Consider the following 25203-nt stretch of genomic DNA (forward strand, 5'->3'; position numbering starts at 1 on the left):
ATTCGATACTCTCGACGGTCTCAGTTCACAGCGGACGTCGCTTCGACATGACGCGGTAAGGTCACCCGGATACGGGTGCCGCGTTGGCTTTGTACATCAGCCGGGCTGTCGATGGTGATTTGTCCATAATGCTCTTCAACGATGGAATAGACCAGTGCAAGGCCCAGACCGGTGCCTTCGCCAGGGTCCTTGGTGGTGAAGAAGGGTTCGAACAATCGGTCCATGATGTTCTTCGGAATACCGCTGCCTTCGTCCTCCACGATCAGATCGACCGTGTGTTCGCCGGCTTCACTCTTGACCCGCACCGCGCTGTGCGGCGGCGATGCGTCGCGGGCGTTGGAGAGCAGATTGATCAGCACCTGGGCGAGCCGCTGCGGATCGCCTTCGACCCAATGATCGGGATCGCACAGGTTGTAGAACTGCACTTCGAAATTGCGTCGGTTCAACGCCAGCAGCCCGATGGCATCCTGCGCGACTTCGGCCAGACAGACGGGCTCGTCACTGTGCTGATGGCTGCCAGCGTGGGCGAAACTCATCAGCGACTGGACGATGCGTGACACGCGTTTGGTCTGTTCGAGAATCTGCCCGCTGATTTCGGTCAGTTCGCTATCGTCTTCGCGTTCTTCGCGCAGGTTCTGCGCCAGACAGGCGATGCCGGTGATCGGATTGCCGATTTCATGGGCCACCCCCGCAGCAAGGCGACCGATGCTGGCCAGGCGCTCGGAGTGCACCAGTTTGTCTTCGAGCATCTGGGTTTCGGTGAGGTCTTCGACCAGCAGCACCAGACCGCTGTTACCGGGGGCCAGCGGCTCGTCAATCGCTGCCTTGTGCAGATTGAGCCAGCGCGTCTGGCCGTCGAGGGCCAGGTGTTGTTTGTGCAAGTGCTCATCGGGCAGGTTGATAAAGCCCTGGAGCAATTCTTTCCACGGATCGCCGATGGTGCTCAGGCGCGAGCCGACCACGCGTTGCGCAGCAATCCCGGTGAGTTCTTCCATGGCCTTGTTCCACATCAGGATCTCCTGATCCTTGGCCAGCGAGCAGACGCCCATCGGCAGTTCCTGCAAGGTCTGGCGGTGGTAGCGGCGCAGGGCATCGAGTTCGGCGGCAAGACCTGTGAGGCGCGAGTGGTAATCCTCGAGGCGGCTCTCGATGAAGTGAATGTCTTCGGTGACGTAGTTTTCGCCGCCGGCCTTGTACGGCAGGAAGGTTTCGACCATGTCCTGAGCGACGCTTGGGCCCATCAGACCGGAAAGGTTGGCTTCGATACGATCGCGCAAACGGCGCAAGGCATACGGGCGGCGTTCATCGAACGGCAGGTAAAGATCACGCAGCGCCTGTTCGACTTCTTTCTGCGCAGCCTTGGCGCCCAGCGGTTTAGCCAGTTGTGTGGCGAATTCCTGTGGCGAGGCGGCGTGCAGTTCGCGGCGTTGCGGGCGGCGCACATTGTCTACCGCGCAAGCTTCGGCAGCGGACGCCTCTTCCGGGCTGGCGTTGGTGAACAGCGAGATCAGGGTGAACATCAGCACGTTGGCGGCCAGCGAGGCGATCGCCGCCATGTGCCAACTGGTGTCGTCCAGCACGTAAATCATGTTCAGCAGCGGGATGTAGAAACCTTGCAGATTGCCGACCAGCGGCAAGAGCATGGTCACCACCCACACCAGAATCCCCGCCAACAGACCGGCGATAAAACCGCGACGATTGGCGGTCGGCCAGTACAGCACCGACAACACCCCCGGCAGGAATTGCAACGTGGCTACAAAAGCGACGATGCCCAGGTTGGCCAGATCCTGGCCGGCGCCGAGCATCAGATAAAAGCCGAAACCGGCCATGATGATCGCGACGATCAGCGCCCGGCGAGTCCACTTCAGCCAGCGATAGATATTGCCTTCGGCGGGCGGCTGGTAAAGCGGCAGCACCAGGTGGTTCAGCGCCATGCCCGACAGTGCCAGGGTGGTGACGATGATCAGGCCACTGGCCGCCGACAAACCACCGACATAGGCGAGCAATGCCAGCGGCTTGCTGTTGGCGGCGATGCCGATGCCGAGGGTGAAGTATTCCGGGTCGGTAGTGGCGCCGAGCTTGAGGCCGGCCCACAAAATCAGCGGCACTGCCAGGCTCATCAGCAGCAGGAACAGCGGCAAACCCCAGCTTGCGCTGACCAATGAGCGCGGGTTGAGGTTTTCGGTGAAGGTCATGTGATACATGTGCGGCATCACGATTGCCGAAGCGAAAAACACCAGCAGCAGCGTGCGCCACGGGCCTTCCTGCAACGGCGTGTGCAATGCGGCGAGGGCGGTCTGGTTTTGCAGCAGCCACAGCTCAAGCTGTTGCGGGCCGTCGAATACGCCGTACAGCGCATACAGGCCAACGCCGCCGAGGGCGATCAGTTTGATCACCGATTCGAAAGCAATCGCGAACACCAGCCCTTCGTGCTTCTCGCGCGTCGCGATATGCCGGGAGCCGAAGAAAATCGTGAACAGAATGATCAGCGCACAGAACGCCAGCGCCACGCGGCTCTGAATCGGCTCGCCGGTGAGGATACCAATGGAATCGGCCACCGCTTGAATCTGCAACGCCAGCAGCGGCAGCACGCCGATCAGCATGAAAATCGTGGTCAGCGCCCCGGCCCAGGTGCTGCGAAACCGGAAGGCAAACAGATCCGCCAGCGACGACAGTTGATAGGTGCGGGTGATTTTCAGAATCGGATAGAGCAGCACCGGCGCCAGCAAAAATGCGCCGGACACCCCGAGATAACTGGACAGAAAGCCATAGCCGTACTGATAGGCCAGGCCCACCGTGCCGTAGAACGCCCAGGCACTGGCGTAAACCCCCAGCGACAGCGTGTAAGTCAGCGGATGGCGAATGATCGCCCGTGGAATCATTCCACGCTCACTGATCCAGGCCACGCCAAACAGTGCGGCCAGGTAGGCGGCGCTGATCAGCAGCATCTGGGTCAGGCTAAAGCTCATCGGCATCTTTTTGGCTCTGCAGGATGAAGGTCACGACAATCAGGATCAGCCAAAGCAGATAGGGGCGATACCAGGCGCCCGTAGCGTCGATCCACCAATCCATGATGGCGGGCGAAAACAGATATATCCCCACGACCAAAAGCAGGACCAAGCGATAGATGTACATCCCGGCCTCTCTTTTTTATGCGCGTGCCCGAAAACGTGCGGCGATGGTAACGGATGGCTGCGCGACTGCAAGTGTCGTCATAGCAGTTGCGCTTCGGGCAGGGTCAGTGTGCGCGGGATCCTGGTGGCATCCCAGTGCGCGCTGCCCCACTTCAGCAGTTCCTGCGGCGTGGCGTGTTCGAGTTCTGCGCCGGGATTTTGCCCCAATGCACGCAGGGCCCGCAGCAGCAACGGCGTAGCTTGATCCGCCTCAAGCGGCGGCGAGCGGTAGGACTTGCCGAGTTTGTTGCCGTCCGGTTGAGTGATCAACGGCAGGTGCAGGTAACGCGGTTGACGCAAGCCCAGCAGTTCTTGCAGATAGAGCTGGCGCGGCGTGGAGTCGAGCAGATCGGCGCCACGGACGATATCGGTGATGCCTTGCCAGGCATCGTCGAGCACCACGGCAAGTTGGTAGGCATAGAGGCCGTCGCGACGGCGAATCACAAAGTCGCCGACATCGCGGCCCAGATGCTGGCGATATTCGCCCTGCACCCGATCGATGAAGTGATATTCCAGCTCCGGCACGCGCAGGCGGATCGCCGCGTCTTGCTGGTCGTGGCCCGCGTTGCGGCACAACCCCGGATAAATCCCGTGATAAGGCTCCAGTTGTTTGCGCGAGCAAGTGCAGGCGTAGGCCAGGCCGTGATTGAACAGGCTGTTGAGCACTTGGGCATAAGCGTCATGTCGATCGCTCTGGCGCACCATCTCGCCATCCCATTCAAAGCCGTAGCTTTCCAGGGCCTTGAGGATCGCTACCTGCGCGCCGGGCTCTTCGCGCGGCGGGTCGAGATCCTCCATACGCACCAGCCAGCGGCCGCCGACCGAACGCGCGTCGAGATACGAGGCGAGGGCAGCGACCAGCGAGCCGAAGTGCAAGTGGCCACTGGGTGTCGGGGCGAAGCGGCCGATGTAGGCGGGGGATGTCTTGGCAGTCATGGCGGCGGATTTACTTTCAGGGGGGGTACACCACACCTTGTAGGAGTGAGCCTGCTCGCGATCGCGGTCTGGCATTCAACATCGTAATTGACTGACCCACCGCTATCGCGAGCAGGCTCACTCCTACAAGGGGCAAACGGCAGAAACAAAAACGGAGCGTTCGCACGCTCCGTTTTTCGTTCAGGTCGATATTACTTGCCGACCTGCTTTTCCTTGATTTCAGCCAGGTTCTTACAGTCGACGCACATGTCGGCGGTAGGACGGGCCTCGAGGCGCTTGACGCCGATCTCGATGCCGCAGGATTCGCACCAGCCGTAATCTTCGTTCTGGATCAGATCAAGCGTCTTGTCGATCTTCTTGATCAGCTTGCGCTCGCGATCGCGGGCGCGCAGCTCCAGGGCGAATTCTTCTTCCTGGCTGGCACGGTCGGCCGGGTCAGGGAAGTTGGCCGCTTCGTCTTTCATATGGTCGACGGTACGGTCGACTTCCTGCATCAAGTCCTGTTTCCACTTGTTCAGGATCTTGGTGAAGTGGGCACGCATTGGAGCGCCCATATACTCTTCGTCTTTGGCCTGAACATAAGGTTCGAAACCGCTGACGGTCGGATTAGCCTGTTGCTTTGCTTGGGTGGGCATGAAATGGACCGCCTCTACTCTTGTAATCCATTGCGCAGGATTGCTCCATCACCGACACCTGCCGGCCCTGCGGCTGCAAGCGGGCGAACTTACCAGATCAATTCGGCCCGCGCTACTCCCGGATGTCGAGGCTGCGGCCGACGGTGCCTGGAAAAGTTTGCCAAGCCATGTCTGGCGGTGTTGAAGACCTGTTCAATCACTGATTTTAGTCAATCCTGGAGCGTACGTTCGTATCGTTACAGTCCAGCGTTCTTGTGGCTGTGACCGCTACGGGTTCTCGCTCGTTCCGGCAGATGGGTAGAATCGTTTCTTTTCCCCCGTCGAAGGAAGGCCAATGGCTCAGCCCTACAGTGCGCGCAGTCGTGCGATCGAACCGTTCCATGTGATGGCGCTGCTGGCGCGGGCCAATGAATTGCAGGCCGCGGGCCACGACGTGATCCACCTGGAAATCGGCGAGCCGGACTTCACCACGGCCGAGCCGATCATCCAGGCGGGACACGCGGCACTGACGGCGGGCAAGACGCGCTACACCGCCGCGCGCGGTATTCCCGAGCTGCGCGAGGCGATTTCCGGTTTTTATCAATCGCGTTACGGCTTGAACATTGATCCACGGCGCATCCTGATCACGCCGGGAGGCTCCGGGGCCCTCCTGCTGGCCAGTGCCCTGCTGGTCGATCCCGGTAAACACTGGTTGCTGGCGGACCCGGGTTACCCGTGCAATCGACACTTCCTGCGCTTGGTCGAAGGCGCGGCGCAGCTTGTTCCGGTAGGGCCGGAGGTGCGTTACCAACTGACTCCGGATCTGGTCGAGCGGCACTGGGATCACGACAGCGTTGGCGCACTGGTCGCGTCGCCGGCCAACCCGACCGGGACGATCCTGACCCGCGATGAACTCGCCGGGTTATCCACAGCCATCAAGGCGCGGCACGGGCATCTGGTGGTGGATGAGATCTATCACGGGCTGACTTACGGCACCGACGCGGCGAGTGTTCTGGAAGTTGATGACAGCGCTTTTGTGCTCAACAGTTTCTCCAAATATTTCGGCATGACCGGATGGCGTCTCGGCTGGTTGGTCGCACCGGATGCGGCAGTCAGTGAATTGGAAAAACTCGCGCAGAACCTCTACATCAGCGCACCGAGCATGGCCCAGTACGCGGCGCTGGCGTGTTTCGAGCCGGATACCATCGCGATTCTTGAGGAGCGCCGCGCCGAATTCGGCCGACGTCGAGATTTCCTGCTGCCAGCATTACGCGAACTGGGTTTCAACATCGCGGTAGAACCTGAAGGCGCGTTTTATCTTTATGCGGATATCAGCAAGTTCGGCGGCGATGCCTTCGCGTTCTGCCGTCATTTCCTCGAAACCGAGCACGTTGCGTTCACGCCGGGTCTCGACTTTGGCCGGTATCAGGCCAGTCACCATGTGCGATTTGCCTACACGCAAAACCTCCCTCGCTTACAGGAAGCGGTGGAGCGGATTGCCCGTGGCTTGAAGAGCTGGCAAGCCTGATGCGTTTTTATCCTCCTCTGGAAGAGGCGCGACTGATCCGTCGATACAAGCGTTTTCTCACCGATATCGAGACCGTTAACGGCGAGTTGTTGACTATTCACTGCCCGAACACCGGTTCGATGCTCAATTGTCAGGTCGAGGGCGGGCAAGTCTGGTTTAGCCGCTCCAACGACCCGAAACGCAAACTGCCCGGCACTTGGGAGATCGGTGAAACCCCGCAGGGACGGTTGTTCTGCGTGAACACCGCACGAGCCAATGGATTGGTTGAAGAGGCGTTGCAGGCCGGCGTCATTACCGAGTTGAACGGCTTTACCGCGTTGAAGCGCGAAGTGGCTTACGGACAGGAAAAAAGCCGCATTGATTTCCGCCTCGAATACCCGAGCGGCCCGGCCTATGTCGAAGTGAAAAGCGTCACGCTGGGTTTCGATGGCACGAACGTGGCGGCGTTTCCAGATGCCGTGACCCAGCGTGGCGCCAAGCATTTGCGTGAGTTGGCGCACCTGGCGCGGGACGGGATTCGTGCAGTGCAGCTGTATTGCGTGAATCTCAGCGGGATTGAAGCGGTGCGTCCGGCCGAAGAAATCGATTCGGCCTACGCCGAGGCTTTGCGTGAAGCGGTCGCCTGCGGTGTTGAGGTTTTGGCTTACGGCGTTCGCTTGAGCCATGAAGAAATGGTGATCGACCGCCGCCTCGACGTGCTGCTCAACGGTTAAACATCTATCCACAGGCCTTGCGCATCTTCGCGGCAGGGTATGGCCGTCAGCGATTGCCCGGCACACGGTCCGGAAACGCATTCACCGTCCTCGATCAGAAACAGTGCACCGTGGGTGGCGCACTGGATCAGGCTGTTGCTCTGATCGAGAAACTGATCGGGATGCCATTCCAGCCCTACACCGCGGTGCGGGCAGCGGTTGAGGTAGACATACGCCTGACCGTTGCGACGCACGGCAAACAGTTTTTGCCCATCGACATCAAAACCGCGACTGCCGGCCTCGGCCAGATCGGTGCCGGCGCAGAGAAACTTCATGGCTATCCTCTAGTGTCGTGTCGGGATATGTCCGAGCTTGACGTTTAAATGCAAACAATTATCAAATGGCGGCCTTCACCCGAAGGCGCCGGCCAGATGCCGAGGATACTTGGCCTGACATCCTGACGCCCGGGAAAACCTTGTTCAAGGAAGCTGTGTATGCGCCTGAGTACCCGCGTTGCTGTGCTGTGTGTCGGACTTCTGGTCAGTCACCAGGCTGCAGCGGCTGATTTGCCGCAACGTTGGGTCAGTGCCGGCGGTGCGCTGTCGGAATGGGTCAGTGCGCTGGGCGGCGAGTCGAAACTGGTCGGCGTCGATACCACCAGTCAGCATCCGCAAGCCTTGAAGGCCCTGCCGAGCATCGGCTATCAGCGCAGTCTGTCTGCGGAAGGCATCCTCAGCTTGCGTCCGGACATTCTGATCGGTACCGAGGAAATGGGCCCGCCACCAGTGCTGGCGCAGGTGAAAGCGGCCAACGTTCGAGTGGAATTGTTCTCGGCCCAACCGGATCTGCCGACACTGGAAAAAAACGTCTCCCATCTGGGCCAGCTACTTGGAGCGGAAAAACAGGCCACGCAACTGCTGCAGAGTTATCAACAGCAACTCGACGCGCAAAAAACGCGGGTGACTGACGCGCAATCCAGACAAAAGGCGCCGGGCGTGCTGCTGTTGCTCGGGCATGCCGGTGGCAAGCCGCTGATTGCTGGCAAGGACACCGCCGCTGACTGGCTGCTGGAACAGGCAGGCGGGCGTAATCTCGCCACCCACACCGGGTACAAGCCGTTTTCTGTGGAATCCCTCGCCAGCCTCGATCCTGAAGTGCTGGTGTTCTCCGACCGAGCGTTAACCGGTGAAGCGGCCAAGGTTGCGTTGTTCAAGGAAAATCCGATTCTCAACGCCAGCCGCGCGGCCAAGGCCGGACGGGTGCTGGAGCTCGATCCGACCCTCTTGGTCGGCGGGCTCGGACCACGTTTGCCGGCAGCGCTGAAAACCCTGTCTGACGGTTTTTACCCGGCCAAGAGCGGCCAATGACCACACTGGTAAAACCCCGCAGCCTGTTCATTGGCCTGACACTTCTGTGTTTGCTGGCGATCTGGTTGTCGTTGGCGTTGGGGCCGGTCAGCTTGCCGCTCTTCGATACCCTGCGTGCGGCGTTGCGCATGATCGGCGTACCGCTGGCACCGGAAGGTCTGGAGCAGGCTGAGCTGATTCTCGGGCAGATTCGGCTGCCGCGAACCTTGCTCGGGCTCGCGGTCGGCGGCGTGCTGGCGTTGTCGGGTGTGGCAATGCAAGGGTTGTTTCGCAACCCGTTGGCAGATCCGGGGCTGGTTGGCGTTTCCAGTGGCGCGGCGCTGGGGGCGGCGGTTGCGATTGTCGGCGGCTCGTTTTTTGGCGGCTTGCCGGAATGGTTCGGGCCTTATCTGTTGTCGGCGTGCGCGTTTCTTGGGGGGCTCGGTGTTACGGCACTGGTTTATCGGCTCGGTCGGCGCAATGGGCAAACCAATGTCGCGACCATGTTGCTGGCGGGGATCGCGCTGACGGCACTCGCCGGTTCGGCGGTTGGCCTGTTCACTTATCTGGCGGACGACGCGACCCTGCGCACGCTGACGTTCTGGAATCTCGGCAGCCTCAATGGCGCCAGTTATGCGCGGTTGTGGCCATTGCTGATCATCAGTGCCGGTGTGGCGTTGTGGTTGCCGCGTCGGGCGAAAGCACTGAACGCCTTGTTACTGGGTGAATCCGAAGCCGGGCATTTGGGTATCGATGTCGAACGGCTCAAGCGGGAATTGGTGTTCTGTACGGCGCTGGGTGTCGGTGCGGCAGTGGCGGCGGCGGGGATGATCGGGTTTGTCGGGCTGGTGGTGCCACATTTGGTGCGATTGCTGGCAGGGCCGGATCACCGGGTCTTGCTGCCGGCCTCGGTGTTGGCCGGGGCGAGCCTGTTGTTGCTGGCTGATCTGGTGGCTCGACTGGCCCTGGCGCCGGCGGAATTGCCGATCGGTATCGTCACGGCGTTTATCGGTGCACCGTTCTTTCTATATCTGCTGCTGCGAGGGCGTGCCTGATGTTGCGTGCGCACAATCTGCACATCCTCCGTGGTCGTAAAAACGTGCTCAGCGGTATCACCCTTGAGCTTGAACCGGGTGAAGTACTCGGTGTGCTCGGCCCGAATGGCGCCGGTAAAAGCACCTTGCTCGGCGCTTTGTGCGGTGAATTGACGGCCAGTGAGGGAGAAGTCTCGCTTGACGCGCACGTGTTGAGCCATTGGACCGGCACCCAGCGCGCGCAACGCCTGGCCGTGTTACCGCAGGTGTCGACGCTGGATTTTGCCTTTCGCGTCGAAGAAGTGGTCGGCATGGGGCGTTTGCCTTATCAAAGTGGCCGGGTGCGCGATGACGAGATTGTCGCCGCGGCACTGGCGGCCGCAGACGCCGGGCATCTGAGCGGTCGCAGTTATCTGGCGTTGTCCGGTGGCGAACGGCAGCGCGTGCATCTGGCGCGGGTGCTCGCGCAACTCTGGCCGGGGCAGGCGGGGCAAACGCTGTTGCTGGATGAGCCGACCTCGATGCTCGACCCGCTGCATCAACACACCACACTGCAAGCGGTGCGCGAGTTTGCCGATCGTGGCGCCGCCGTGCTGGTGATCCTGCATGATCTGAATCTGGCAGCACGTTATTGTGATCGCGTGTTGCTGCTTGAAGGTGGGCGTCCGGTAGCACTGGATACGCCGCAACAGGTATTGCAGCCGGATACGCTCAAAGCCGTGTTCGGCCTTGAGGTATTGGTGCAGCCGCACCCGGAGCGTGGGCATCCGCTGATCATCGCCCGCTGACTTTCTTATCAAGGTGATCGCATGCGTGGGATGTGGCTGTTGGCTGTGTTGTTGCTCGCCGGGTGTCAGCATGTTGCTGCGCCGCCTATCGGTGGTCAGATTCGTGATCTGCACAGCGGTCAGGTGCTGACCGCGCAGCAATTGCTCACACGCCTCGCCGAACCTGATCGGGTGATCGTCGGTGAGCAGCATGACAACGCCGACCATCACGCTGCGCAGTTATGGCTTTTACAGTCGCTTGGCGAACTACGGCCGCAGGGCAGCCTGCTGCTGGAAATGCTCACGCCGGATCAACAGGCCAAAGTTACTGCGGTTCGCCAGTCCGCGTCGTCTCCCTCTGACCTTCCCGGCGCATTGGCCTGGCAGGAGGGTTGGGACTGGAATCTCTACGGACCAATTGTCCGCTTCGCCCTCGCGCAACCGTATCCGCTGCTGGCCGCCAACCTGGATAACGGCGAAATCCGTGCCTTCTATCGCAGTCCGCCCGTTTTGAGCGGCGAACGCAGCAATGCTGAAGCAGTGAAAGCAACTTTGCTGGGGCAGATCGGCGATTCTCACTGTGGTCTGCTGCCAGATTCACAGATGCCGGCGATGCTGGCGGTTCAGCAGCAACGGGATCGACGCATGGCAGAGCGTTTGCTCTCGGCGCCGACTCCGTCCTTGCTGTTGGCCGGCGGCTGGCATGCGCGCAAGGATGTCGGGGTGCCGCTGCACGTCGTGGATGTGGGCGAGTCCCGAGCACCGACGGTGCTGATGCTGGCAGAGCAGGGCGATGAAGTAACTGAGGCGATGGCCGATTACGTCTGGTACACCCCCGCCACGCCGAAGCGCGATTACTGTGAAGAGATGCGTAAACAGTTCGGCAAATGACTTTTCCACAGGCAAAAAAAGACCCGGTAAAAACCGGGTCAAATAACCGTGATTAGCCTGATGAGGAGATAATCTGAGAGTCCGAACCAAGGGCTTTTCAGAATATCGACTGATCTCGCGACCAGTTGTGATAATCATAGCGATTCTCATTACCAAGTCAATCGCTGATTCTGCATTTATTTGATTTAGTCTCTGCAATGGCCGGAATGCCCCGTAAATAAAGGGTTGGAGCTACCCTTTGTCAGTCGTCAGTTGGGCGATCTGTTTGTTCAGTTGGCCGATGCGCCGCGCCATGCTCTCGATCAGGCTGTGGGCGATCTTCGGATTGCTGCGAGTCATGCTCAAAAATTGATCACCGGGAATCAGCATGACTGTGCAAGGTTCTCGCGTGACCACCGTAGCGTTGCGCGGCTCCCCGGTGAACAGCGCCATGGCGCCGAAGATCTCGTCCTTGGGAACCTCACCGACCTTGTGTCCATCGACAAAGGCTTCGGCATGCCCGTCGATGATTACGAACACGTGATCGGCGGGGTCGCCCTGGTGAATCAGGGTTTCCCCGGCCTCGACCCGTTTGAAACCGTTGGTACTGCGAAACTCCCGCGGTTTCAGTTCGGCTACGGCGTGGGCGAGGAGGGCCATTTGTCCCAGCAGATACTCGAGAAATTGCTCCGCACGGCTGGCGTCCGCCAATAAATGCTGGAAAACGTCACTGCGCCGATAAGGCAGCAAACGTAACGGCCCGTCACTGCGCAAGCGGCAATCGGCCCAGGCGTCACTCTGCTGGAGGCCGATCAAGTCGCCTTCCTGCCAATAGAACAGCGCGCGCGAACCGATGAAACCGTTGACCACCCCTTCTGCCAGTAGAAACACTTGATCGCCGGGCAACTGCGCCGACAGGTCATCAGTCGCTTCCAGCTCAATTGCCGGCCCGCACGATAAAAGGCCTTCCAGCCACTGTGCAGGCAGACTCTGCAAACGGTTGATCAATGCGTCGGCCAATGCCGATTGTTCCCCAAGCAGGTACATGGCAGTCAGCGCCCGTTCAGTTTTTGTGGCGTGTGGAAATGGCTTCGAGCTGCTTGTTCAGGGCGTCCTTGCGTTCGGCGGGGATGTCGTTCCAGTGCACATCCATCAACGCTCCTTCGATCGCATACAGCAACACCTTCGATGCGCGAAACCCGCGGGTTCGCACGGCCCTGTAGGCGTCCACCGCGCCCAGGCGACGCAAGTCCGAGGCGCTGTGGATGCCCACGGCATGCAGCCATTGCGCCGACGTCTTGCCAAGATTCTTCAGGTGCTGCAGTTCATCATTCATCAAGCCTCCTTGCGACGGCCGAATGGTGCGTGGGCGAGCTTCTCAGGAGTGTAGCCATCAGTAGGAAAAGCGTGGTTGTTTGGTTGGATTCAACGCAAACGCTTCTAAGAAAGGGGACTGGAACGGCCTGCGAGCGCAGAAAAGAGGGGGGAACACACATATCAATGTAGGAGTGAGCCTGCTCGCGATAGCGGACTGGCAGGCACACATGTGTTGAAAGTTAAACCGCTATCGCGAGCAGGCTTACTCCTACAGGGATGGTGTTGTATCAGGGAATAATGAAGCAATCAGCGAGTGCGATAACGCAGGCGTGTGCCGAAATTCATCGACATCAGTATCTCGTCAGCGCTCAGTTCCGGCGGGAAGTACGCCCCGGAAATTTGCGCGTGGGCCAGGCTGGCGCCTTCAAGCGACGCTTTGCGGAAATCAATGCCACGCAGATCGGCAGAACGGAAGTACGCGTCCCGGAAATCCACGCCATCGGCGTTCAATTCGCGCAAATCGAGACCACGGAAGTCGCCACCGACCATGTCGATCGGGCCGTCTTGTGGGCGCTCCTTGTTGAAACCTGTGATGTCATCTTTATGCAGCAAGGCGTACAGCGGGGTGTCGAGAAGTTTCGGCTGGCTCATGTCACATCACCTGTTGGTTTTATGACGCCAGTATAGTGCCACTATTTAGCGGCCGTGAAGCGAGCGAGGGCTTCACGGCCGAAATAGTTTCTTACAGGCCTGGAAGGCGTTGACGGATCTGCGCGACGACGGTGTCCAGCGTCCCGGACTCATTGGTCTGAACGCGTTTGCTGCGCAGAATCTCTTCCGGCGTCAGCGCTTCGCGATTGGCCTGTTGCGCTTCGATCACAGCCAACGTGGCGTCGGACGGATCCTGTTTATCGGCCTGACGAATCGACAGCCAGCTCTCGATCACTGCTTGCGGCGCGTTGCAGTCGAGGATCAGGAACGGTGTGCCAGTGGCTTCAGCGATTTTCGCGGCGTTGTCGCGCTGCTCACGCTTGAGGTAAGTCGCGTCGATCACCACCGGGAAACCGGCGTGCAGGATCACTTCAGCAATTTCATGCAGACGCGCGTAGGTCTTGGTGCTGGCCTCGGCACTATAAATGCCGGCCTGTACATCATTTGCGACGGTTTGTTCGCCGAACAAGCGCTTGCGTTCAACGTCCGAGCGCAGGCGAATGGCACCCAGTGCTTCGACCAGGCGCATGGCCACGTGGCTCTTGCCGACAGCGGAAACGCCGTGGGTAATGGCCATGAAGCGCGAAGGAATGGTGCTGTAGCTTTCCGCCAGGTTGGCGTAGTTGCGGTACTGGCGCAGGGTGGTGGCGCGCTGCACCGGAGTCGCGTCTGCCGGCATGCTGAACAGGGCCACTTTGGCGCGAACCAGTGCGCGGTAGGCTTTATAGAAGTTCAGCACTTCCAGGCCTTGATAGTCGCCGGTCAGTTCCAGGTATTGGCTGATGAAGCGGCGAGCCAGCGACTTCAGGCCGCGGTCTTCCAGGTCCATCGCGAGGAAACCGGTGTCGGCGTAAACGTCGGTGAAGCGGAACGGCTCGTTGAATTCGATGCAGTCGAAGATCACCACTTTGCCGTCGATGACGGTGGCGTTGCCCAAGTGAATGTCACCGTGGCATTCGCGGGTGAAACCGTCGGCCTTGCGCTGAGCCAGCAGAGGCTTGAGGCGCTCGAAGCTGCTTTCGGCCCACGCTTGCAGAGCGTCGAGTTGCAGCAGGTCGTTCTTGTCACTGAGGAACGGCAGAATCTGTTCGAAGTTCTGGCGGACCGGCGCCATCACGCTGTCCGGGGTGCCGGCGTCGTGTTCGGCCGGGACTTTCGGCGCGGTGAGATGGAAGTGCGCGATCTGCTCGGCCATTTCATCGATGTGTTGGGTGGTCAGCTCGCCGTTGGCTTGCAGGGTGCTGAGCAAACCGGTCTGAGGGAACTGACGCATTTTCAGCACATATTCGATTGCCGGGCCGTCGCCGCCCAGTTGCGGGGTGTCGACGCTGCCCGTCACCGGCAACACTTCCAGATACAAATCGTCGGTCAAACGCTGGTTCAGACGCAGCTCTTCAGCGCAAAAGTGTTCGCGTTGATCGAGACCGGTGAAGTCGAGGAAGCCGAAATTCACCGGCTTCTTCACTTTATAAGCATAGGGGCCGGTGAGGATCACCCACGAAATATGGGTTTCGATGACCTGGAACCCTTCGACGGGGTGCGGATACAGGGCCGGGTTTTGCAGGGCAGCGATCAGAGACTGGCTCACGGGCGATCCTTCAGAGACTGGGGGAAATTCGAGGTCGCCATTATGGCCGCTCGCCCGCTTGACGCAAACCTCGGAGCGCGCCTGTTGAGTCTGAATAAAGTGCGTATAATCCGCCGCCATGACTCGAACTCGATCTCCCCGTACCAAGAAAAAACCACCTTCCAAGGGCCTGCGCCCATGGATGGGTTGGGCCATTAAACTCAGTCTGGTCGGCCTTGTAGTGCTGGCCGGCTTTGCCGTTTACCTCGATGCCGTGGTGCAGGAGAAGTTCTCCGGCAAGCGCTGGACCATCCCGGCCAAGGTATACGCGCGCCCGCTTGAGCTGTTCGTCGGACAGAAGCTCAGCAAGGAAGATTTCCTCACCGAACTCGACGCACTCGGCTATCGCCGCGAAGCCGTGAGCAATGGCCCCGGCGCTGCCGCAGTTTCCGGAAACACCGTCGACCTGAATACCCGTGGCTTCCAGTTCTATGAAGGGCTTGAGAAGGCACAACCTGTGCGTGTGCGCTTCTCGGGCGATTACGTGGCCGAGTTGTCGGCGACCAACGGTTCGAAACTGTCCGTGGTACGTCTGGAGCCGGTTCTGATCGGCGGGATTTATCCGAAGAACCTCGAAGACCGCATCCTGATCAAACTGGATCAGGTGCCGCCGTATCTGCTGGAAACCTTGGTCGCCGTCGAAGACCGGGACTTCTACAGCCACTGGGGCGTGTCGCCGAAGTCGATTGCCCGGGCGATCTGGGTCAACACCTCTGGCGGCAAGATGACTCAGGGCGGCAGTACGCTGACCCAGCAGTTGGTGAAAAACTTCTACCTGACCAACGAACGCAGCCTGAGCCGCAAGCTCACTGAAGCAATGATGGCGATGTTGCTGGAACTGCATTACGACAAGAAGGAAATCCTTGAGGCGTACCTCAACGAAGTCTTTGTCGGTCAGGATGGTCAGCGCGCCGTGCACGGTTTTGGTCTGGCCAGTCAGTTCTTCTTCGGTCAGCCATTGTCCGAGCTGAAACTGCATCAGGTCGCGATGCTGGTCGGCATGGTCAAAGGCCCGTCCTATTACAACCCGCGTCGCAATCCTGAGCGTGCGCTGGAACGTCGCAATCTGGTGCTCGACGTGCTTGAGCAGCAAGGCGTAGCGACTGCCGAGCAAGTTGCCGCGGCGAAGAACATGCCTCTGGGTGTAACCACTCGCGGCAAACTGGCCGATAGCTCCTTCCCGGGCTTTATCGACCTGGTCAAACGTCAACTGCGCGAAGACTATCGCGACGAAGACTTGACTGAAGAAGGCCTGCGGATCTTCACAAGTTTTGACCCCATCCTGCAGATGAAGGCCGAGGCGTCGGTCAACGACACCTTCAAGCGTCTGGCCGGTCGCAAGGGCTCCGATGACGTCGAAGCGGCGATGGTCGTGACCAATCCGGAGACCGGCGAAGTCCAGGCCATGATCGGCAGCCGCCAGGCCAGTTATGCCGGTTTCAACCGGGCACTGGATGCCGTGCGGCCGATCGGCTCGTTGATCAAACCGGCGGTTTATCTGACCGCGCTGGAGAAACCGAGCCAGTACACACTGACCAGTTGGCTGTCGGATGATCCGTTGTCGGTCAAAGGCGCGAACGGTCAAGTCTGGAAGCCGCAGAACTATGATCGTCGTTCCCACGGCACCGTGTTCCTGTATCAGGGGCTGGCGCATTCCTACAACCTCTCGACCTCGCGCCTGGGTCTGGAAGTGGGCGTGCCGAATGTCCTCAAGACGCTGGCCCGTCTGGGTGTGACCCGCGAGTTCCCGGCGTTCCCGTCGATGTTGCTGGGGGCGGGCGCGATGACGCCGATGGAAGTGGCGACCATGTACCAGACGCTGGCCAACGGTGGCTTCAATACGCCGATGCGCGGCATTCGCAGCGTACTGACTGCCGAAGGCGAGCCGCTCAAGCGCTATCCGTTCCAGATCGAGCAGCGGTTTGATCCGGCGTCGATCTATCTGATCCAGAACGCCATGCAGCGTGTGATGCGCGAGGGTACCGGCAGCTCGGTTTACAACGTGTTGCCGAAGACTTTGACGCTGGCCGGCAAGACCGGTACCAGTAACGATTCGCGCGACAGCTGGTTCGCAGGTTTCAGTCAGGACTTGCTGGCAGTGGTCTGGCTGGGCCGTGATGACAACGGCAAGACGCCGTTCACCGGTGCGACCGGTGCGTTGCAGGTCTGGAGCAGTTTCATGCGCAAGGCCGATCCGCTGCCGCTGGACATGCCGCAGCCGGACAACGTCGTGCAGGCATGGGTTGATTCGCGTACCGGGCAAGGTTCTGACGCCAACTGCCCGGGTGCGGTGCAGATGCCGTATATTCGCGGCAGCGAACCACCACCCGGCGCTGCGTGTGCAAGCGAGACGCCTGCATCTGGCGAGTCGGTGATGGATTGGGTCAAGGGCTGGATGAATTAAGCAAAGAGGGTTTCAAGTGAACAAGTGGTTGATTCCAGCGGTGACCGCCGTGGCTTTGCTCAGCGGCTGCTCTACCGTTCAGCGTGGTTCGATCCCAGTGGTGGATTCGGGCTCAGCCGTGTCCAACAGCGAACGCATTTCCGCCAATGGCGGTTTCCGTCAGACGACGGTCAAGCGTCCTGTGCAGGGCCAGCCTCAAGCCATCCCGCAAGGCGATACCGGTGTCGTAGTAATGGTGCCGGGCGGTGGCGCGACAACGTCGGCACCGATCAGCGCTTCGCCAATTGTGCCGGGCCCGGCATCCGGCGGCATTACGTCGGGGCCATACAACCCGTCGCCAGTCGAGTCGGCGCCGATCAACTCCGGCAGCTACAGCATGCCTTCGACACCGAGCGGCATTCCTTCGGCCAGCAGTGGCGGTGGTTTGTCGGCGGACGAGCAACTGGATGGTCCGGTACTCGCCTTGTTGACGACTGCTCAACAGCAACAGGCTGGTGGCGACCTCAACGGTGCGTCGTCGAGCCTTGAGCGCGCGCAGCGTGTTGCCCCGCGTGAGCCGCAAGTGCTCTATCGTCTGGCTCAGGTGCGCATGGCTCAAGGCGATGCGCCGCAGGCCGAGCAGTTCGCCCGTCGTGCGTTGACCATGGCCAATGGTCGTCCGGATTTGCAGGCCAATCTGTGGGAAATCATCGCTCAGTCCCGTGAGAAACAAGGTGATTCCGCCGGCGCTGCCCTGGCCCGTCAAAAGGCCAAGGTAACGCTGTGATGGATGCACGTTTCCCGAAAATCGCCGATCAGTTATTGCTGATCGAGCGTGAGCTGCGTACGCAGGGCTGGTGGGATGAGGTCTCGCCGTCGGCCGAGGCCTTGAGCAGTGTCGAGCCGTTTTCGGTCGACACGCTCGATTTCGAGCAGTGGCTGCAATGGATCTTCCTGCCCCGCATGAAGATGATCCTTGAACAGGATCTGCCGCTGCCGAACGCCTCGGGTATTCAGGAAATGGCGGAAATGGTCTTCGCTCAGCGCAACGTTCAGGGACGGGATCGTCAACTGCAGGTGCTGCTCAAAGAGTTTGACCTGCTGATCACCGCTTCTCGCTGAAGAACGCTTACGCTGTCCTTTGCTGGAACGGTGCTCTTGAACGCTGACACCGGCTCCCTGCAGGAGCTGCCGCAGGCTGCGATCCTTTGATCTTTAAACTCAAGATCAAAAGATCGCAGCCTCGTTTCACTCGAATGCTCCTACAGTTTTCTACTGGCAGTTCTCCGCAATTTGTTTCTGCGCTTCGATAGTGCGCTCCTGCCGTTGTGCATCATCCAGCCGCCGCAATTTCCCCCCGACTTCCTCTCGCAAACGCGGATTGTTCTGCAATTGCGCAAGGTTCGTCCTCGCCTGCTCACAAAATGCCTTGAGCTGCGCCTGTTGGTCGTCGACCTGCTTTTTAACCTTGTCGTCGATGGCTTTCTGATCGCCCAGCACACCGCTGCCTGGCATTGCTGCAGGTTTTGCGGGTGGTGACGAGTGCGTCTGTACGGTGGTGGATGGTTGGCCCGGCGGAGGTTGCGCATCGAAGTGCGTAACACCTTGGGCATCGACCCATTTGTAGATCTGAGCGGCTGTGCACCATGGGCTGAGGCCGATCAGCAGGGTTAACAGAAGCATTCGCATGCTGATTCCTTGGCAAAATTGCGCAATTGACGCTAACAGAGTAGCCGTTTTCAGGTTTTTTCTTGCGTTCTCATGTGCTTACCCACAATTAACCACACAGACGACTTGACTTGGAGAGGGCGAAACAGAAGAATCCAAAGTCCGCTGTAGAGGGACTGCCAGAAGCAGACCCACTCGGTAGATCATGAGGCGCACACCCGCGCCGACCTGTTACACCCGCAACGCGTTACCTCGCGCTGGGTGGGAAAGGCCCGCAACACTTGGGACGATCCCAATACTTGCTCAGTCAGTGCTGACGTAGTCGGCGACCACCGTCGCTCATGCTCTGCCGAGAAGTAAACCTATTAAGACCCGTCCCATTTTTCGTGGGCGGTATTCTGGCGTTTTAGAGGTGAACAACGTGGAGCTTTTATCTGGCGGTGAGATGCTCGTCCGCTTCTTGCGTGACGAAGGCGTCAAATATATCTACGGGTACCCGGGTGGTGCTCTCCTGCATGTTTACGATGCCCTGTTCAAAGAACCGGAAGTGACTCACATCCTGGTTCGTCACGAACAAGCGGCAACCCATATGGCTGACGGCTACGCCCGTGCCACCGGTAAAGCCGGCGTGGTATTGGTGACTTCCGGTCCAGGCGCCACAAACGCCATCACCGGTATTGCCACTGCCTATATGGACTCGATTCCAATGGTGATCATTTCCGGTCAGGTGCCAAGCACCATGGTCGGCACCGACGCGTTCCAGGAAACCGACATGATCGGTATCTCCCGGCCGATCGTGAAGCACAGCTTCATGATCAAGCACGCTTCGGAAATCCCGGAAGTCATGAAGAAGGCCTTCTACCTGGCGCAATCCGGTCGACCGGGCCCGGTCGTGGTCGATATCCCGAAAGACATGACCAACCCGGCCGAGAAGTTCGAATACATCTTCCCGAAAAAAGCCAAGCTGCGTTCCTACAGCCCGGCCGTTCGTGGCCACTCCGGGCAAATCCGCAAGGCAGCAGAAATGCTTCTGGCGGCCAAGCGCCCGGTGTTGTACTCCGGCGGCGGCGTCATTCTGGGCAACGGTTCCGCTCCGCTGACCGAACTGGCGAAAATGCTCAACCTGCCGGTGACCAACACGTTGATGGGCCTGGGTGGTTTCCCAGGCACCGATCGTCAGTTCATCGGCATGCTCGGCATGCACGGCAGCTACACCGCCAACCTGGCGATGCACCATGCCGACGTGATCCTGGCGGTTGGCGCACGTTTCGATGACCGAGTGATCAATGGCCCGGCGAAGTTCTGCCCGAATGCCAAGATCATTCACATCGACATCGACCCGGCTTCGATTTCCAAGACCATCAAGGCCGACGTGCCTATCGTTGGTCCGGTGGAAAGCGTCCTGACCGAAATGGTCGCGATCCTCAAGGAAATCGGCGAGACCCCGAACAAGGAGTCCGTGGCCAGTTGGTGGAAGCAGGTTGATGAATGGCGCGGTGATCGCGGCCTGTTCCCTTACGACAAGGGCGACGGCAGCCAAATCAAGCCGCAGACCGTTATCGAAACCCTGTGCGAAGTGACCAAGGGCGATGCCTATATCACCTCCGATGTGGGTCAGCACCAGATGTTCGCTGCGCAGTACTACACGTTCAACAAGCCGAATCGCTGGATCAACTCCGGTGGTCTGGGCACCATGGGCTTCGGTTTCCCCGCAGCCATGGGCATCAAGTTGAGCTTCCCGGACGACGACGTTGCCTGCGTCACCGGCGAAGGCAGTATCCAGATGAACATCCAGGAACTGTCGACCTGCCTGCAATATGGCTTGCCAGTGAAAATCGTCATCCTGAACAACGGTGTTCTGGGTATGGTTCGTCAGTGGCAGGACATGAGCTATGGCAGCCGTCACTCGCACTCCTACATGGAATCGCTGCCTGACTTCGTCAAGCTGGCTGAAGCGTATGGCCACGTCGGCGTACGCATCACCGAATCGAAAGATCTGAAGTCGAAGATGGCAGAAGCGTTCGCCATGAAAGATCGTCTGGTGATCATCGATGTTTCGGTTGATACCAGCGAGCACGTCTACCCGATGCAGATCAAAGACGGCTCCATGCGCGATATGTGGCTGAGCAAGACGGAGCGTACTTAATCATGCGGCACATTATTTCCTTGCTTCTGGAAAACGAACCCGGCGCTTTGTCTCGCGTAGTCGGCCTGTTCTCGCAGCGCAACTACAACATCGAAAGCCTGACCGTGGCCCCGACCGAAGACCCGACCCTGTCGCGTCTGACGCTGACCACTGTGGGTCATGATGAAGTCATCGAGCAGATCACCAAAAACCTGAACAAGCTGATCGAAGTGGTCAAGCTGGTGGACCTGTCGGAAAGTGCTCACATCGAGCGCGAACTGATGCTGGTCAAGGTCAAGGCCACTGGCGCCCAGCGCGCCGAGATCAAACGCACCACCGATATTTACCGTGGACAGATCGTCGATGTCAGCGCGAGCGTGTATACCGTTCAATTGACCGGTACCAGCGACAAGCTCGACAGCTTCATTCAGTCCATCGGCACCGCATCGATTCTGGAGACCGTCCGTAGTGGCGTAACCGGTATTGCCCGCGGCGACAAAGTACTCAGCATCTAAACCAAATTAGTGAATGGCCTGAACGGCCTGGATATATAGGGGAATTTCATGAAAGTTTATTACGAAAAAGACTGCGACCTGTCGATCATCCAGGGCAAGAAAGTTGCCATCATCGGTTACGGTTCCCAAGGCCACGCCCAGGCGTGCAACCTGAAAGACTCCGGTGTCGACGTTACCGTCGGTCTGCGTAAAGGTTCGGCCACCGTTGCCAAAGCCGAAGCTCACGGCCTGAAAGTGACCGACGTTGCTTCCGCTGTTGCTGCTGCCGACTTGGTCATGATTCTGACCCCGGACGAGTTCCAGTCTGCTCTGTACAAGAACGAAATCGAGCCGAACATCAAGAAAGGCGCCACCCTGGCCTTCTCCCACGGCTTCGCGATCCACTACAACCAGGTTATTCCGCGCGCCGACCTCGACGTGATCATGATCGCGCCGAAGGCCCCGGGCCACACCGTACGTTCCGAGTTCGTGAAAGGCGGCGGTATTCCTGACCTGATCGCGATCTACCAGGACGCTTCCGGCAACGCCAAAAACGTGGCTCTGTCCTACGCTGCAGGCGTTGGTGGCGGTCGTACCGGCATCATCGAAACCACCTTCAAGGACGAGACTGAAACCGACCTGTTCGGCGAGCAGGCCGTTCTGTGTGGCGGTACCGTTGAACTGGTAAAAGCCGGTTTCGAAACTCTGGTTGAAGCTGGCTACGCGCCGGAAATGGCCTACTTCGAGTGCCTGCACGAACTGAAACTGATCGTTGACCTCATGTACGAAGGCGGTATCGCCAACATGAACTACTCGATCTCCAACAACGCCGAATACGGCGAGTACGTGACCGGCCCGGAAGTGATCAACGCCGAATCCCGTCAGGCCATGCGCAACGCCCTGAAACGTATTCAGGACGGCGAATACGCCAAAATGTTCATCAGCGAAGGCGCAACCGGCTACCCTTCGATGACCGCCAAGCGTCGTAACAACGCCGCTCACGGTATCGAAATCATCGGCGAGCAACTGCGCTCCATGATGCCGTGGATCGGTGCCAACAAGATCGTCGACAAAGCCAAAAACTAAGTCGTCGTCCCTTGTACGAAAAACGCGGCCTCGGCCGCGTTTTTTCGTTTGGGTCGGTGGTTCTGGTATAAAGCTGCATCGTTTGTGGCCGAACCGTCGTCCACAGGCATCTGTCGAATTTTTCCAAACCGTTGCAAGGTAATGTCCATGAGCGAACGTCCCGAAGAGCCGAACAAGGCTTCAGACGCCGAAAGCCTGCTGCCCATCGATGAGCACATCGAAGAAGGGCATGACGCAGAAGGTCGTAAAGTCCGGCATCGTGGTATCTATCTGCTGCCGAATCTGTTCACCACCGCAAACCTGTTTGCCGGGTTTTACTCCATCATCAACTCGATGAGCGCTCAGGCGGCCTTGAGCGCTGGCGATTCCGTCAACGCGAGCAAGTATTTCGCGTTCGCCGCAATCGCGATTTTTGTCGCGATGGTGCTGGACGGCCTCGATGGTCGTGTCGCGCGCATGACCAACACGCAAAGTGCCTTCGGCGCCGAGTATGACTCGCTGTCCGACATGGTCGCCTTCGGTGTAGCGCCTGCGTTGCTGGCCTTCGGCTGGGCGCTAGGTGACATGGGCAAGGTCGGCTGGATGGTCGCCTTCATCTATGTAGCGGGCGCAGCGTTGCGTTTGGCGCGTTTCAACACTCAGGTGGGGACAGCGGACAAACGCTACTTCATCGGTCTGGCCAGTCCGGCAGCTGCCGGTGTGGTGGCAGGCATTGTCTGGGCGTTCAGCGATTACGGCATCCAGGGTTCGAAGATGTCGTTTCTGGTCGCACTGATGGTGGCGGCTGCCGGCATGCTGATGGTCAGCAACATCAAGTACAACAGCTTCAAGGAGCTGGATTTGAAAGGTCGCGTGCCTTTCGTGGCGATCCTCGCGGTAGTGCTGGTGTTCGCTGTCGTATTCAGCGATCCACCGCGCATTCTGCTGCTGGTGTTCCTCGCTTATGCGGCTTCCGGCCCAATCCAGTATCTGTTGCATCTTCGTCGTCACAAAAACGCCGAGTGATGTAATTTCCAGCATACTCCGCAGTCTATGGGTGCATCTGTCCTCCAAAGCTGCGGAGTTGCCATGCTCATCAAAATCCCCAAAGCGTCTGACTGCCATGAGTCGGACGTCACGTCTGAATCCATCTATCTGTCTCGCCGCCAGCTGCTCGGAGCCACCGCGGCCGGCATCGCCGTGAGCAGTCTTCCGCGCTGGGCCAGTGCTGACGATGCGGCGCGATATGCCGATGTCGAACCTGGCAAGGCGCCCGCCTGGTTTACCGAAAAACTCCCCTCTACTAAATGGGGGGCGGTAAACGTCAAGGATGAGGCGATCACGCCTTTTAAGGACGCGACTCACTACAACAACTTCTATGAGTTCGGTACTGACAAGGGCGACCCGGCCGCTAATGCCGGTTCGCTGAAAACCGAGCCGTGGAGTGTGGTGGTGGACGGGGAGGTGGGTAAGCCGGGGCGTTATGCGCTGGAAGACTTCATGAAACCGTACCAGTTGGAGGAGCGTATCTATCGTCTGCGCTGTGTCGAGGCCTGGTCGATGGTCATTCCGTGGATCGGGTTTCCCATCGCGGCGCTGCTCAAGCAGGTCGAGCCGACCTCCAATGCCAAGTACATTCGGTTTGAAACCCTGCAGGATCCGAAAAGCATGCCCGGGCAGCGCTCCGGCTTCGCACTGATCGACTGGCCTTATATAGAAGGCTTGCGTCTGGATGAGGCGATGAATCCGTTGGCGATCCTCGCGGTGGGCATGTATGGGCGCGAGCTACCGAATCAGAACGGAGCACCTCTGCGGCTGGTGGTGCCATGGAAGTATGGCTTCAAAAGCGTCAAATCCATCGTGCGTATCAGTCTGGTCAGTGAGCAGCCGAAAACGACGTGGCAAAGCATTGCGGCGGACGAATACGGCTTCTATGCAAATGTGAACCCGACAGTCGATCATCCGCGCTGGACGCAAGCGCGCGAGCGGAGGCTGCCGAACAGTCTGTTCAAGCCGAATGTGCGCGATACACAGATGTTCAACGGCTACTCGGATGAAGTCGCTTCTTTATATACAGGGCTCGATCTACGGAAGAACTACTGATGCGATATCCGGTCTGGCGGGTGGGTGTTTTCATTGCCGCAGCGATCTGGCCATTGCTGTGGTTTTATCAGGCTTTCGCAGATCTGCTTGGGCCGGATCCTGGCAAGGTGCTGGTTGATAGGCTGGGCCTTGGCACGTTGGTGTTGCTGTTGATCACCTTGAGCATGACGCCTTTGCAGAAACTGACCGGTTGGGCGGGGTGGATTGCTGTTCGGCGACAGTTGGGCCTTTGGTGTTTTGCCTATGTGGTTTTGCACCTTTGCAGCTATATGGCTTTCATCCTGGGGTTCGACTGGTCTCAACTGGGTGTCGAGTTGCGCAAGCGGCCTTACATTATTGTCGGTGCGCTGGGGTTCCTCGGATTGTTGGCGTTAGCGGTGACCTCCAATCGCTACAGTCAGCGCCGTTTAGGTGTTCGCTGGAAGAAGCTGCATCGGCTGGTCTATGTGATTCTTGGGTTGGGTCTTCTGCATATGCTGTGGATCGCGCGTGCTGATCTTAAGGAATGGGCGATCTATGCCTTTATAGGTGGGCTGCTTCTATTGCTGCGTGTCCCTCCGGTGGCTCGTCGAATCCCGCGTTTAGTGCCCAAAAAGCAGGTTCTGCAACAAAAGTGAAATTAACGGTTGACGGCAGATTCCAGACGTCTATAATTCGCCCCACTTCCGGCGCAGCCGAAACGGAAAACTCCTTGAGATTCAATGAGTTAAGTAGGTTTCGAGAGCGGGGCGCTTCAGTTCATCGAAGCCT

25 protein-coding genes are annotated in these 25203 nt (G+C 59.1%); 15 read left to right on the forward strand and 10 right to left on the reverse strand.

Going from position 1 to position 25203, the window contains the following annotated elements:
• Positions 1 to 20 precede the first annotated feature (20 nt).
• The 4 genes from ICA16_RS25130 to dksA all read right to left on the reverse strand — a co-directional run bounded on the left by ICA16_RS25130 (position 21) and on the right by dksA (position 4744).
• Positions 21 to 2975 carry a sensor histidine kinase gene (locus tag ICA16_RS25130; RefSeq protein ID WP_162184591.1) on the reverse strand — a complete coding sequence of 985 codons (2955 nt, stop codon included), beginning with the start codon at positions 2973 to 2975 and terminating at the stop codon, positions 21 to 23.
• Positions 2959 to 3135: a hypothetical protein gene (locus tag ICA16_RS25135; RefSeq protein WP_003176118.1), complete on the reverse strand. Its 177-nt coding sequence runs from the start codon at positions 3133 to 3135 to the stop codon at positions 2959 to 2961. The genes ICA16_RS25130 and ICA16_RS25135 overlap by 17 nt, the downstream gene beginning before the upstream one ends.
• A gap of 77 nt (positions 3136 to 3212) precedes the next feature.
• Positions 3213 to 4109 (reverse strand): tRNA glutamyl-Q(34) synthetase GluQRS, encoded by an 897-nt coding sequence (gluQRS, locus tag ICA16_RS25140; protein ID WP_210701864.1) that lies wholly within the window; start codon positions 4107 to 4109, stop codon positions 3213 to 3215.
• A 191-nt stretch (positions 4110 to 4300) separates the two neighbouring features.
• Positions 4301 to 4744 carry an RNA polymerase-binding protein DksA gene (gene dksA, locus ICA16_RS25145; RefSeq protein WP_042561095.1) on the reverse strand — a complete coding sequence of 148 codons (444 nt, stop codon included), beginning with the start codon at positions 4742 to 4744 and terminating at the stop codon, positions 4301 to 4303.
• Between the two features lie 334 nt (positions 4745 to 5078).
• On the opposite strand from dksA, the gene ICA16_RS25150 reads away from it, so the two are divergent.
• Positions 5079 to 6251 carry a pyridoxal phosphate-dependent aminotransferase gene (locus ICA16_RS25150; RefSeq protein ID WP_210701865.1) on the forward strand — a complete coding sequence of 391 codons (1173 nt, stop codon included), beginning with the start codon at positions 5079 to 5081 and terminating at the stop codon, positions 6249 to 6251.
• The gene (sfsA, locus tag ICA16_RS25155; protein WP_047303250.1) at positions 6251 to 6964 is read left to right on the forward strand and encodes a DNA/RNA nuclease SfsA; all 714 of its coding nucleotides are present in this window, start codon (positions 6251 to 6253) and stop codon (positions 6962 to 6964) included. Before ICA16_RS25150 ends, sfsA begins: the two co-directional genes overlap by 1 nt.
• Here sfsA and ICA16_RS25160 read toward each other — a convergent pair.
• Positions 6961 to 7278: a Rieske (2Fe-2S) protein gene (locus ICA16_RS25160; protein ID WP_150602237.1), complete on the reverse strand. Its 318-nt coding sequence runs from the start codon at positions 7276 to 7278 to the stop codon at positions 6961 to 6963. The two genes, sfsA and ICA16_RS25160, sit on opposite strands and share 4 nt — an antisense overlap.
• Positions 7279 to 7437: 159 nt before the next feature.
• Between ICA16_RS25160 and ICA16_RS25165 the strand changes: the two genes are divergently transcribed.
• Genes ICA16_RS25165 through ICA16_RS25180 form a run of 4 tightly spaced genes read left to right on the forward strand, consistent with a single transcriptional unit; the run spans position 7438 to position 10981 of the window.
• Positions 7438 to 8310, forward strand: a complete 873-nt coding sequence (locus ICA16_RS25165; RefSeq protein WP_210701866.1) for a heme/hemin ABC transporter substrate-binding protein — start codon at positions 7438 to 7440, stop codon at positions 8308 to 8310.
• Positions 8311 to 8360: 50 nt separating this feature from the next.
• Positions 8361 to 9344 carry a FecCD family ABC transporter permease gene (locus ICA16_RS25170; RefSeq protein ID WP_191627705.1) on the forward strand — a complete coding sequence of 328 codons (984 nt, stop codon included), beginning with the start codon at positions 8361 to 8363 and terminating at the stop codon, positions 9342 to 9344.
• Positions 9344 to 10111, forward strand: a complete 768-nt coding sequence (locus ICA16_RS25175) for a heme ABC transporter ATP-binding protein (protein WP_210701867.1) — start codon at positions 9344 to 9346, stop codon at positions 10109 to 10111. Before ICA16_RS25170 ends, ICA16_RS25175 begins: the two co-directional genes overlap by 1 nt.
• A 21-nt stretch (positions 10112 to 10132) precedes the next feature.
• The gene (locus tag ICA16_RS25180) at positions 10133 to 10981 is read left to right on the forward strand and encodes a ChaN family lipoprotein (protein WP_210701868.1); all 849 of its coding nucleotides are present in this window, start codon (positions 10133 to 10135) and stop codon (positions 10979 to 10981) included.
• Between the two features lie 231 nt (positions 10982 to 11212).
• Here ICA16_RS25180 and ICA16_RS25185 read toward each other — a convergent pair whose 3' ends face one another.
• The 4 genes from ICA16_RS25185 to ICA16_RS25200 all read right to left on the reverse strand — a co-directional run bounded on the left by ICA16_RS25185 (position 11213) and on the right by ICA16_RS25200 (position 14576).
• Entirely contained in the window at positions 11213 to 12007 is a 795-nt protein-coding gene (locus ICA16_RS25185) for a Crp/Fnr family transcriptional regulator (protein WP_210554925.1), read from the reverse strand.
• Between the two features lie 16 nt (positions 12008 to 12023).
• Complete coding sequence (locus ICA16_RS25190) at positions 12024 to 12296, reverse strand: TfoX/Sxy family protein (RefSeq protein ID WP_042561087.1); 273 nt, start codon at positions 12294 to 12296, stop codon at positions 12024 to 12026.
• Between the two features lie 287 nt (positions 12297 to 12583).
• On the reverse strand, positions 12584 to 12928 hold the full coding sequence (locus tag ICA16_RS25195; protein ID WP_077574553.1) for a pentapeptide repeat-containing protein: 345 nt from the start codon (positions 12926 to 12928) through the stop codon (positions 12584 to 12586).
• A 91-nt stretch (positions 12929 to 13019) separates the two neighbouring features.
• Positions 13020 to 14576, reverse strand: a complete 1557-nt coding sequence (locus ICA16_RS25200) for a bifunctional aminoglycoside phosphotransferase/ATP-binding protein (RefSeq protein ID WP_210701869.1) — start codon at positions 14574 to 14576, stop codon at positions 13020 to 13022.
• 118 nt (positions 14577 to 14694) lie between these two features.
• Between ICA16_RS25200 and mrcB the strand changes: the two genes are divergently transcribed.
• From mrcB to ICA16_RS25215, 3 genes are read left to right on the forward strand one after another with little or no spacing between them, the layout of a single operon-like run.
• Complete coding sequence (gene mrcB / locus ICA16_RS25205; protein ID WP_150602244.1) at positions 14695 to 17019, forward strand: penicillin-binding protein 1B; 2325 nt, start codon at positions 14695 to 14697, stop codon at positions 17017 to 17019.
• 16 nt (positions 17020 to 17035) lie between these two features.
• Positions 17036 to 17785, forward strand: a complete 750-nt coding sequence (locus tag ICA16_RS25210; RefSeq protein WP_210701870.1) for a tetratricopeptide repeat protein — start codon at positions 17036 to 17038, stop codon at positions 17783 to 17785.
• Complete coding sequence (locus ICA16_RS25215) at positions 17785 to 18120, forward strand: YqcC family protein (protein ID WP_150595353.1); 336 nt, start codon at positions 17785 to 17787, stop codon at positions 18118 to 18120. The genes ICA16_RS25210 and ICA16_RS25215 overlap by 1 nt, the downstream gene beginning before the upstream one ends.
• Positions 18121 to 18270: 150 nt before the next feature.
• On the opposite strand, the gene ICA16_RS25220 is transcribed toward ICA16_RS25215, so the two are convergent.
• Positions 18271 to 18687, reverse strand: coding sequence for a DUF4124 domain-containing protein (locus ICA16_RS25220; protein ID WP_210701871.1), 417 nt, complete (start codon positions 18685 to 18687; stop codon positions 18271 to 18273).
• A 400-nt stretch (positions 18688 to 19087) separates the two neighbouring features.
• Here ICA16_RS25220 and ICA16_RS25225 point away from each other — a divergent pair, with 400 nt between their 5' ends.
• The 6 genes from ICA16_RS25225 (at position 19088) to msrQ (ending at position 25070) form a co-directional block, all read left to right on the forward strand.
• On the forward strand, positions 19088 to 20812 hold the full coding sequence (locus ICA16_RS25225; protein WP_150602247.1) for an acetolactate synthase 3 large subunit: 1725 nt from the start codon (positions 19088 to 19090) through the stop codon (positions 20810 to 20812).
• Between the two features lie 2 nt (positions 20813 to 20814).
• Positions 20815 to 21306, forward strand: a complete 492-nt coding sequence (ilvN, locus tag ICA16_RS25230; protein ID WP_003176102.1) for an acetolactate synthase small subunit — start codon at positions 20815 to 20817, stop codon at positions 21304 to 21306.
• A gap of 48 nt (positions 21307 to 21354) precedes the next feature.
• Positions 21355 to 22371, forward strand: a complete 1017-nt coding sequence (ilvC, locus tag ICA16_RS25235) for a ketol-acid reductoisomerase (protein WP_042561081.1) — start codon at positions 21355 to 21357, stop codon at positions 22369 to 22371.
• 147 nt (positions 22372 to 22518) lie between these two features.
• The gene (gene pssA / locus ICA16_RS25240; RefSeq protein WP_042561080.1) at positions 22519 to 23376 is read left to right on the forward strand and encodes a CDP-diacylglycerol--serine O-phosphatidyltransferase; all 858 of its coding nucleotides are present in this window, start codon (positions 22519 to 22521) and stop codon (positions 23374 to 23376) included.
• A 63-nt stretch (positions 23377 to 23439) separates the two neighbouring features.
• A complete protein-coding gene (gene msrP, locus ICA16_RS25245; RefSeq protein WP_210554929.1) occupies positions 23440 to 24453 on the forward strand; it encodes a protein-methionine-sulfoxide reductase catalytic subunit MsrP in 1014 nt (337 codons plus the stop codon).
• Positions 24453 to 25070, forward strand: a complete 618-nt coding sequence (gene msrQ, locus ICA16_RS25250) for a protein-methionine-sulfoxide reductase heme-binding subunit MsrQ (protein ID WP_150602249.1) — start codon at positions 24453 to 24455, stop codon at positions 25068 to 25070. The genes msrP and msrQ overlap by 1 nt, the downstream gene beginning before the upstream one ends.
• Positions 25071 to 25203: the final 133 nt, after the last annotated feature.

Origin of the sequence: Pseudomonas anatoliensis (genome assembly GCF_017976235.1) — a bacterium.
In the GTDB taxonomy this organism is placed as follows: domain Bacteria; phylum Pseudomonadota; class Gammaproteobacteria; order Pseudomonadales; family Pseudomonadaceae; genus Aquipseudomonas; species Aquipseudomonas anatoliensis.

Bases quoted from the DNA above. Each gene is read 5' to 3' on its own strand.
- ICA16_RS25130 (WP_162184591.1), bottom strand. From the start codon at position 2,975: ATGCCGATGAGCTTTAGCCTGACCCAGATGCTGCTGATCAGCGCCGCC.
- ICA16_RS25135 (WP_003176118.1), bottom strand. From the start codon at position 3,135: ATGTACATCTATCGCTTGGTCCTGCTTTTGGTCGTGGGGATATATCTG.
- gluQRS (WP_210701864.1), bottom strand. From the start codon at position 4,109: ATGACTGCCAAGACATCCCCCGCCTACATCGGCCGCTTCGCCCCGACA.
- dksA (WP_042561095.1), bottom strand. From the start codon at position 4,744: ATGCCCACCCAAGCAAAGCAACAGGCTAATCCGACCGTCAGCGGTTTC.
- ICA16_RS25150 (WP_210701865.1), top strand. From the start codon at position 5,079: ATGGCTCAGCCCTACAGTGCGCGCAGTCGTGCGATCGAACCGTTCCAT.
- sfsA (WP_047303250.1), top strand. From the start codon at position 6,251: ATGCGTTTTTATCCTCCTCTGGAAGAGGCGCGACTGATCCGTCGATAC.
- ICA16_RS25160 (WP_150602237.1), bottom strand. From the start codon at position 7,278: ATGAAGTTTCTCTGCGCCGGCACCGATCTGGCCGAGGCCGGCAGTCGC.
- ICA16_RS25165 (WP_210701866.1), top strand. From the start codon at position 7,438: ATGCGCCTGAGTACCCGCGTTGCTGTGCTGTGTGTCGGACTTCTGGTC.
- ICA16_RS25175 (WP_210701867.1), top strand. From the start codon at position 9,344: ATGTTGCGTGCGCACAATCTGCACATCCTCCGTGGTCGTAAAAACGTG.
- ICA16_RS25180 (WP_210701868.1), top strand. From the start codon at position 10,133: ATGCGTGGGATGTGGCTGTTGGCTGTGTTGTTGCTCGCCGGGTGTCAG.
- ICA16_RS25185 (WP_210554925.1), bottom strand. From the start codon at position 12,007: ATGTACCTGCTTGGGGAACAATCGGCATTGGCCGACGCATTGATCAAC.
- ICA16_RS25190 (WP_042561087.1), bottom strand. From the start codon at position 12,296: ATGAATGATGAACTGCAGCACCTGAAGAATCTTGGCAAGACGTCGGCG.
- ICA16_RS25195 (WP_077574553.1), bottom strand. From the start codon at position 12,928: ATGAGCCAGCCGAAACTTCTCGACACCCCGCTGTACGCCTTGCTGCAT.
- mrcB (WP_150602244.1), top strand. From the start codon at position 14,695: ATGACTCGAACTCGATCTCCCCGTACCAAGAAAAAACCACCTTCCAAG.
- ICA16_RS25215 (WP_150595353.1), top strand. From the start codon at position 17,785: ATGGATGCACGTTTCCCGAAAATCGCCGATCAGTTATTGCTGATCGAG.
- ICA16_RS25220 (WP_210701871.1), bottom strand. From the start codon at position 18,687: ATGCGAATGCTTCTGTTAACCCTGCTGATCGGCCTCAGCCCATGGTGC.
- ilvN (WP_003176102.1), top strand. From the start codon at position 20,815: ATGCGGCACATTATTTCCTTGCTTCTGGAAAACGAACCCGGCGCTTTG.
- ilvC (WP_042561081.1), top strand. From the start codon at position 21,355: ATGAAAGTTTATTACGAAAAAGACTGCGACCTGTCGATCATCCAGGGC.
- pssA (WP_042561080.1), top strand. From the start codon at position 22,519: ATGAGCGAACGTCCCGAAGAGCCGAACAAGGCTTCAGACGCCGAAAGC.
- msrP (WP_210554929.1), top strand. From the start codon at position 23,440: ATGCTCATCAAAATCCCCAAAGCGTCTGACTGCCATGAGTCGGACGTC.
- msrQ (WP_150602249.1), top strand. From the start codon at position 24,453: ATGCGATATCCGGTCTGGCGGGTGGGTGTTTTCATTGCCGCAGCGATC.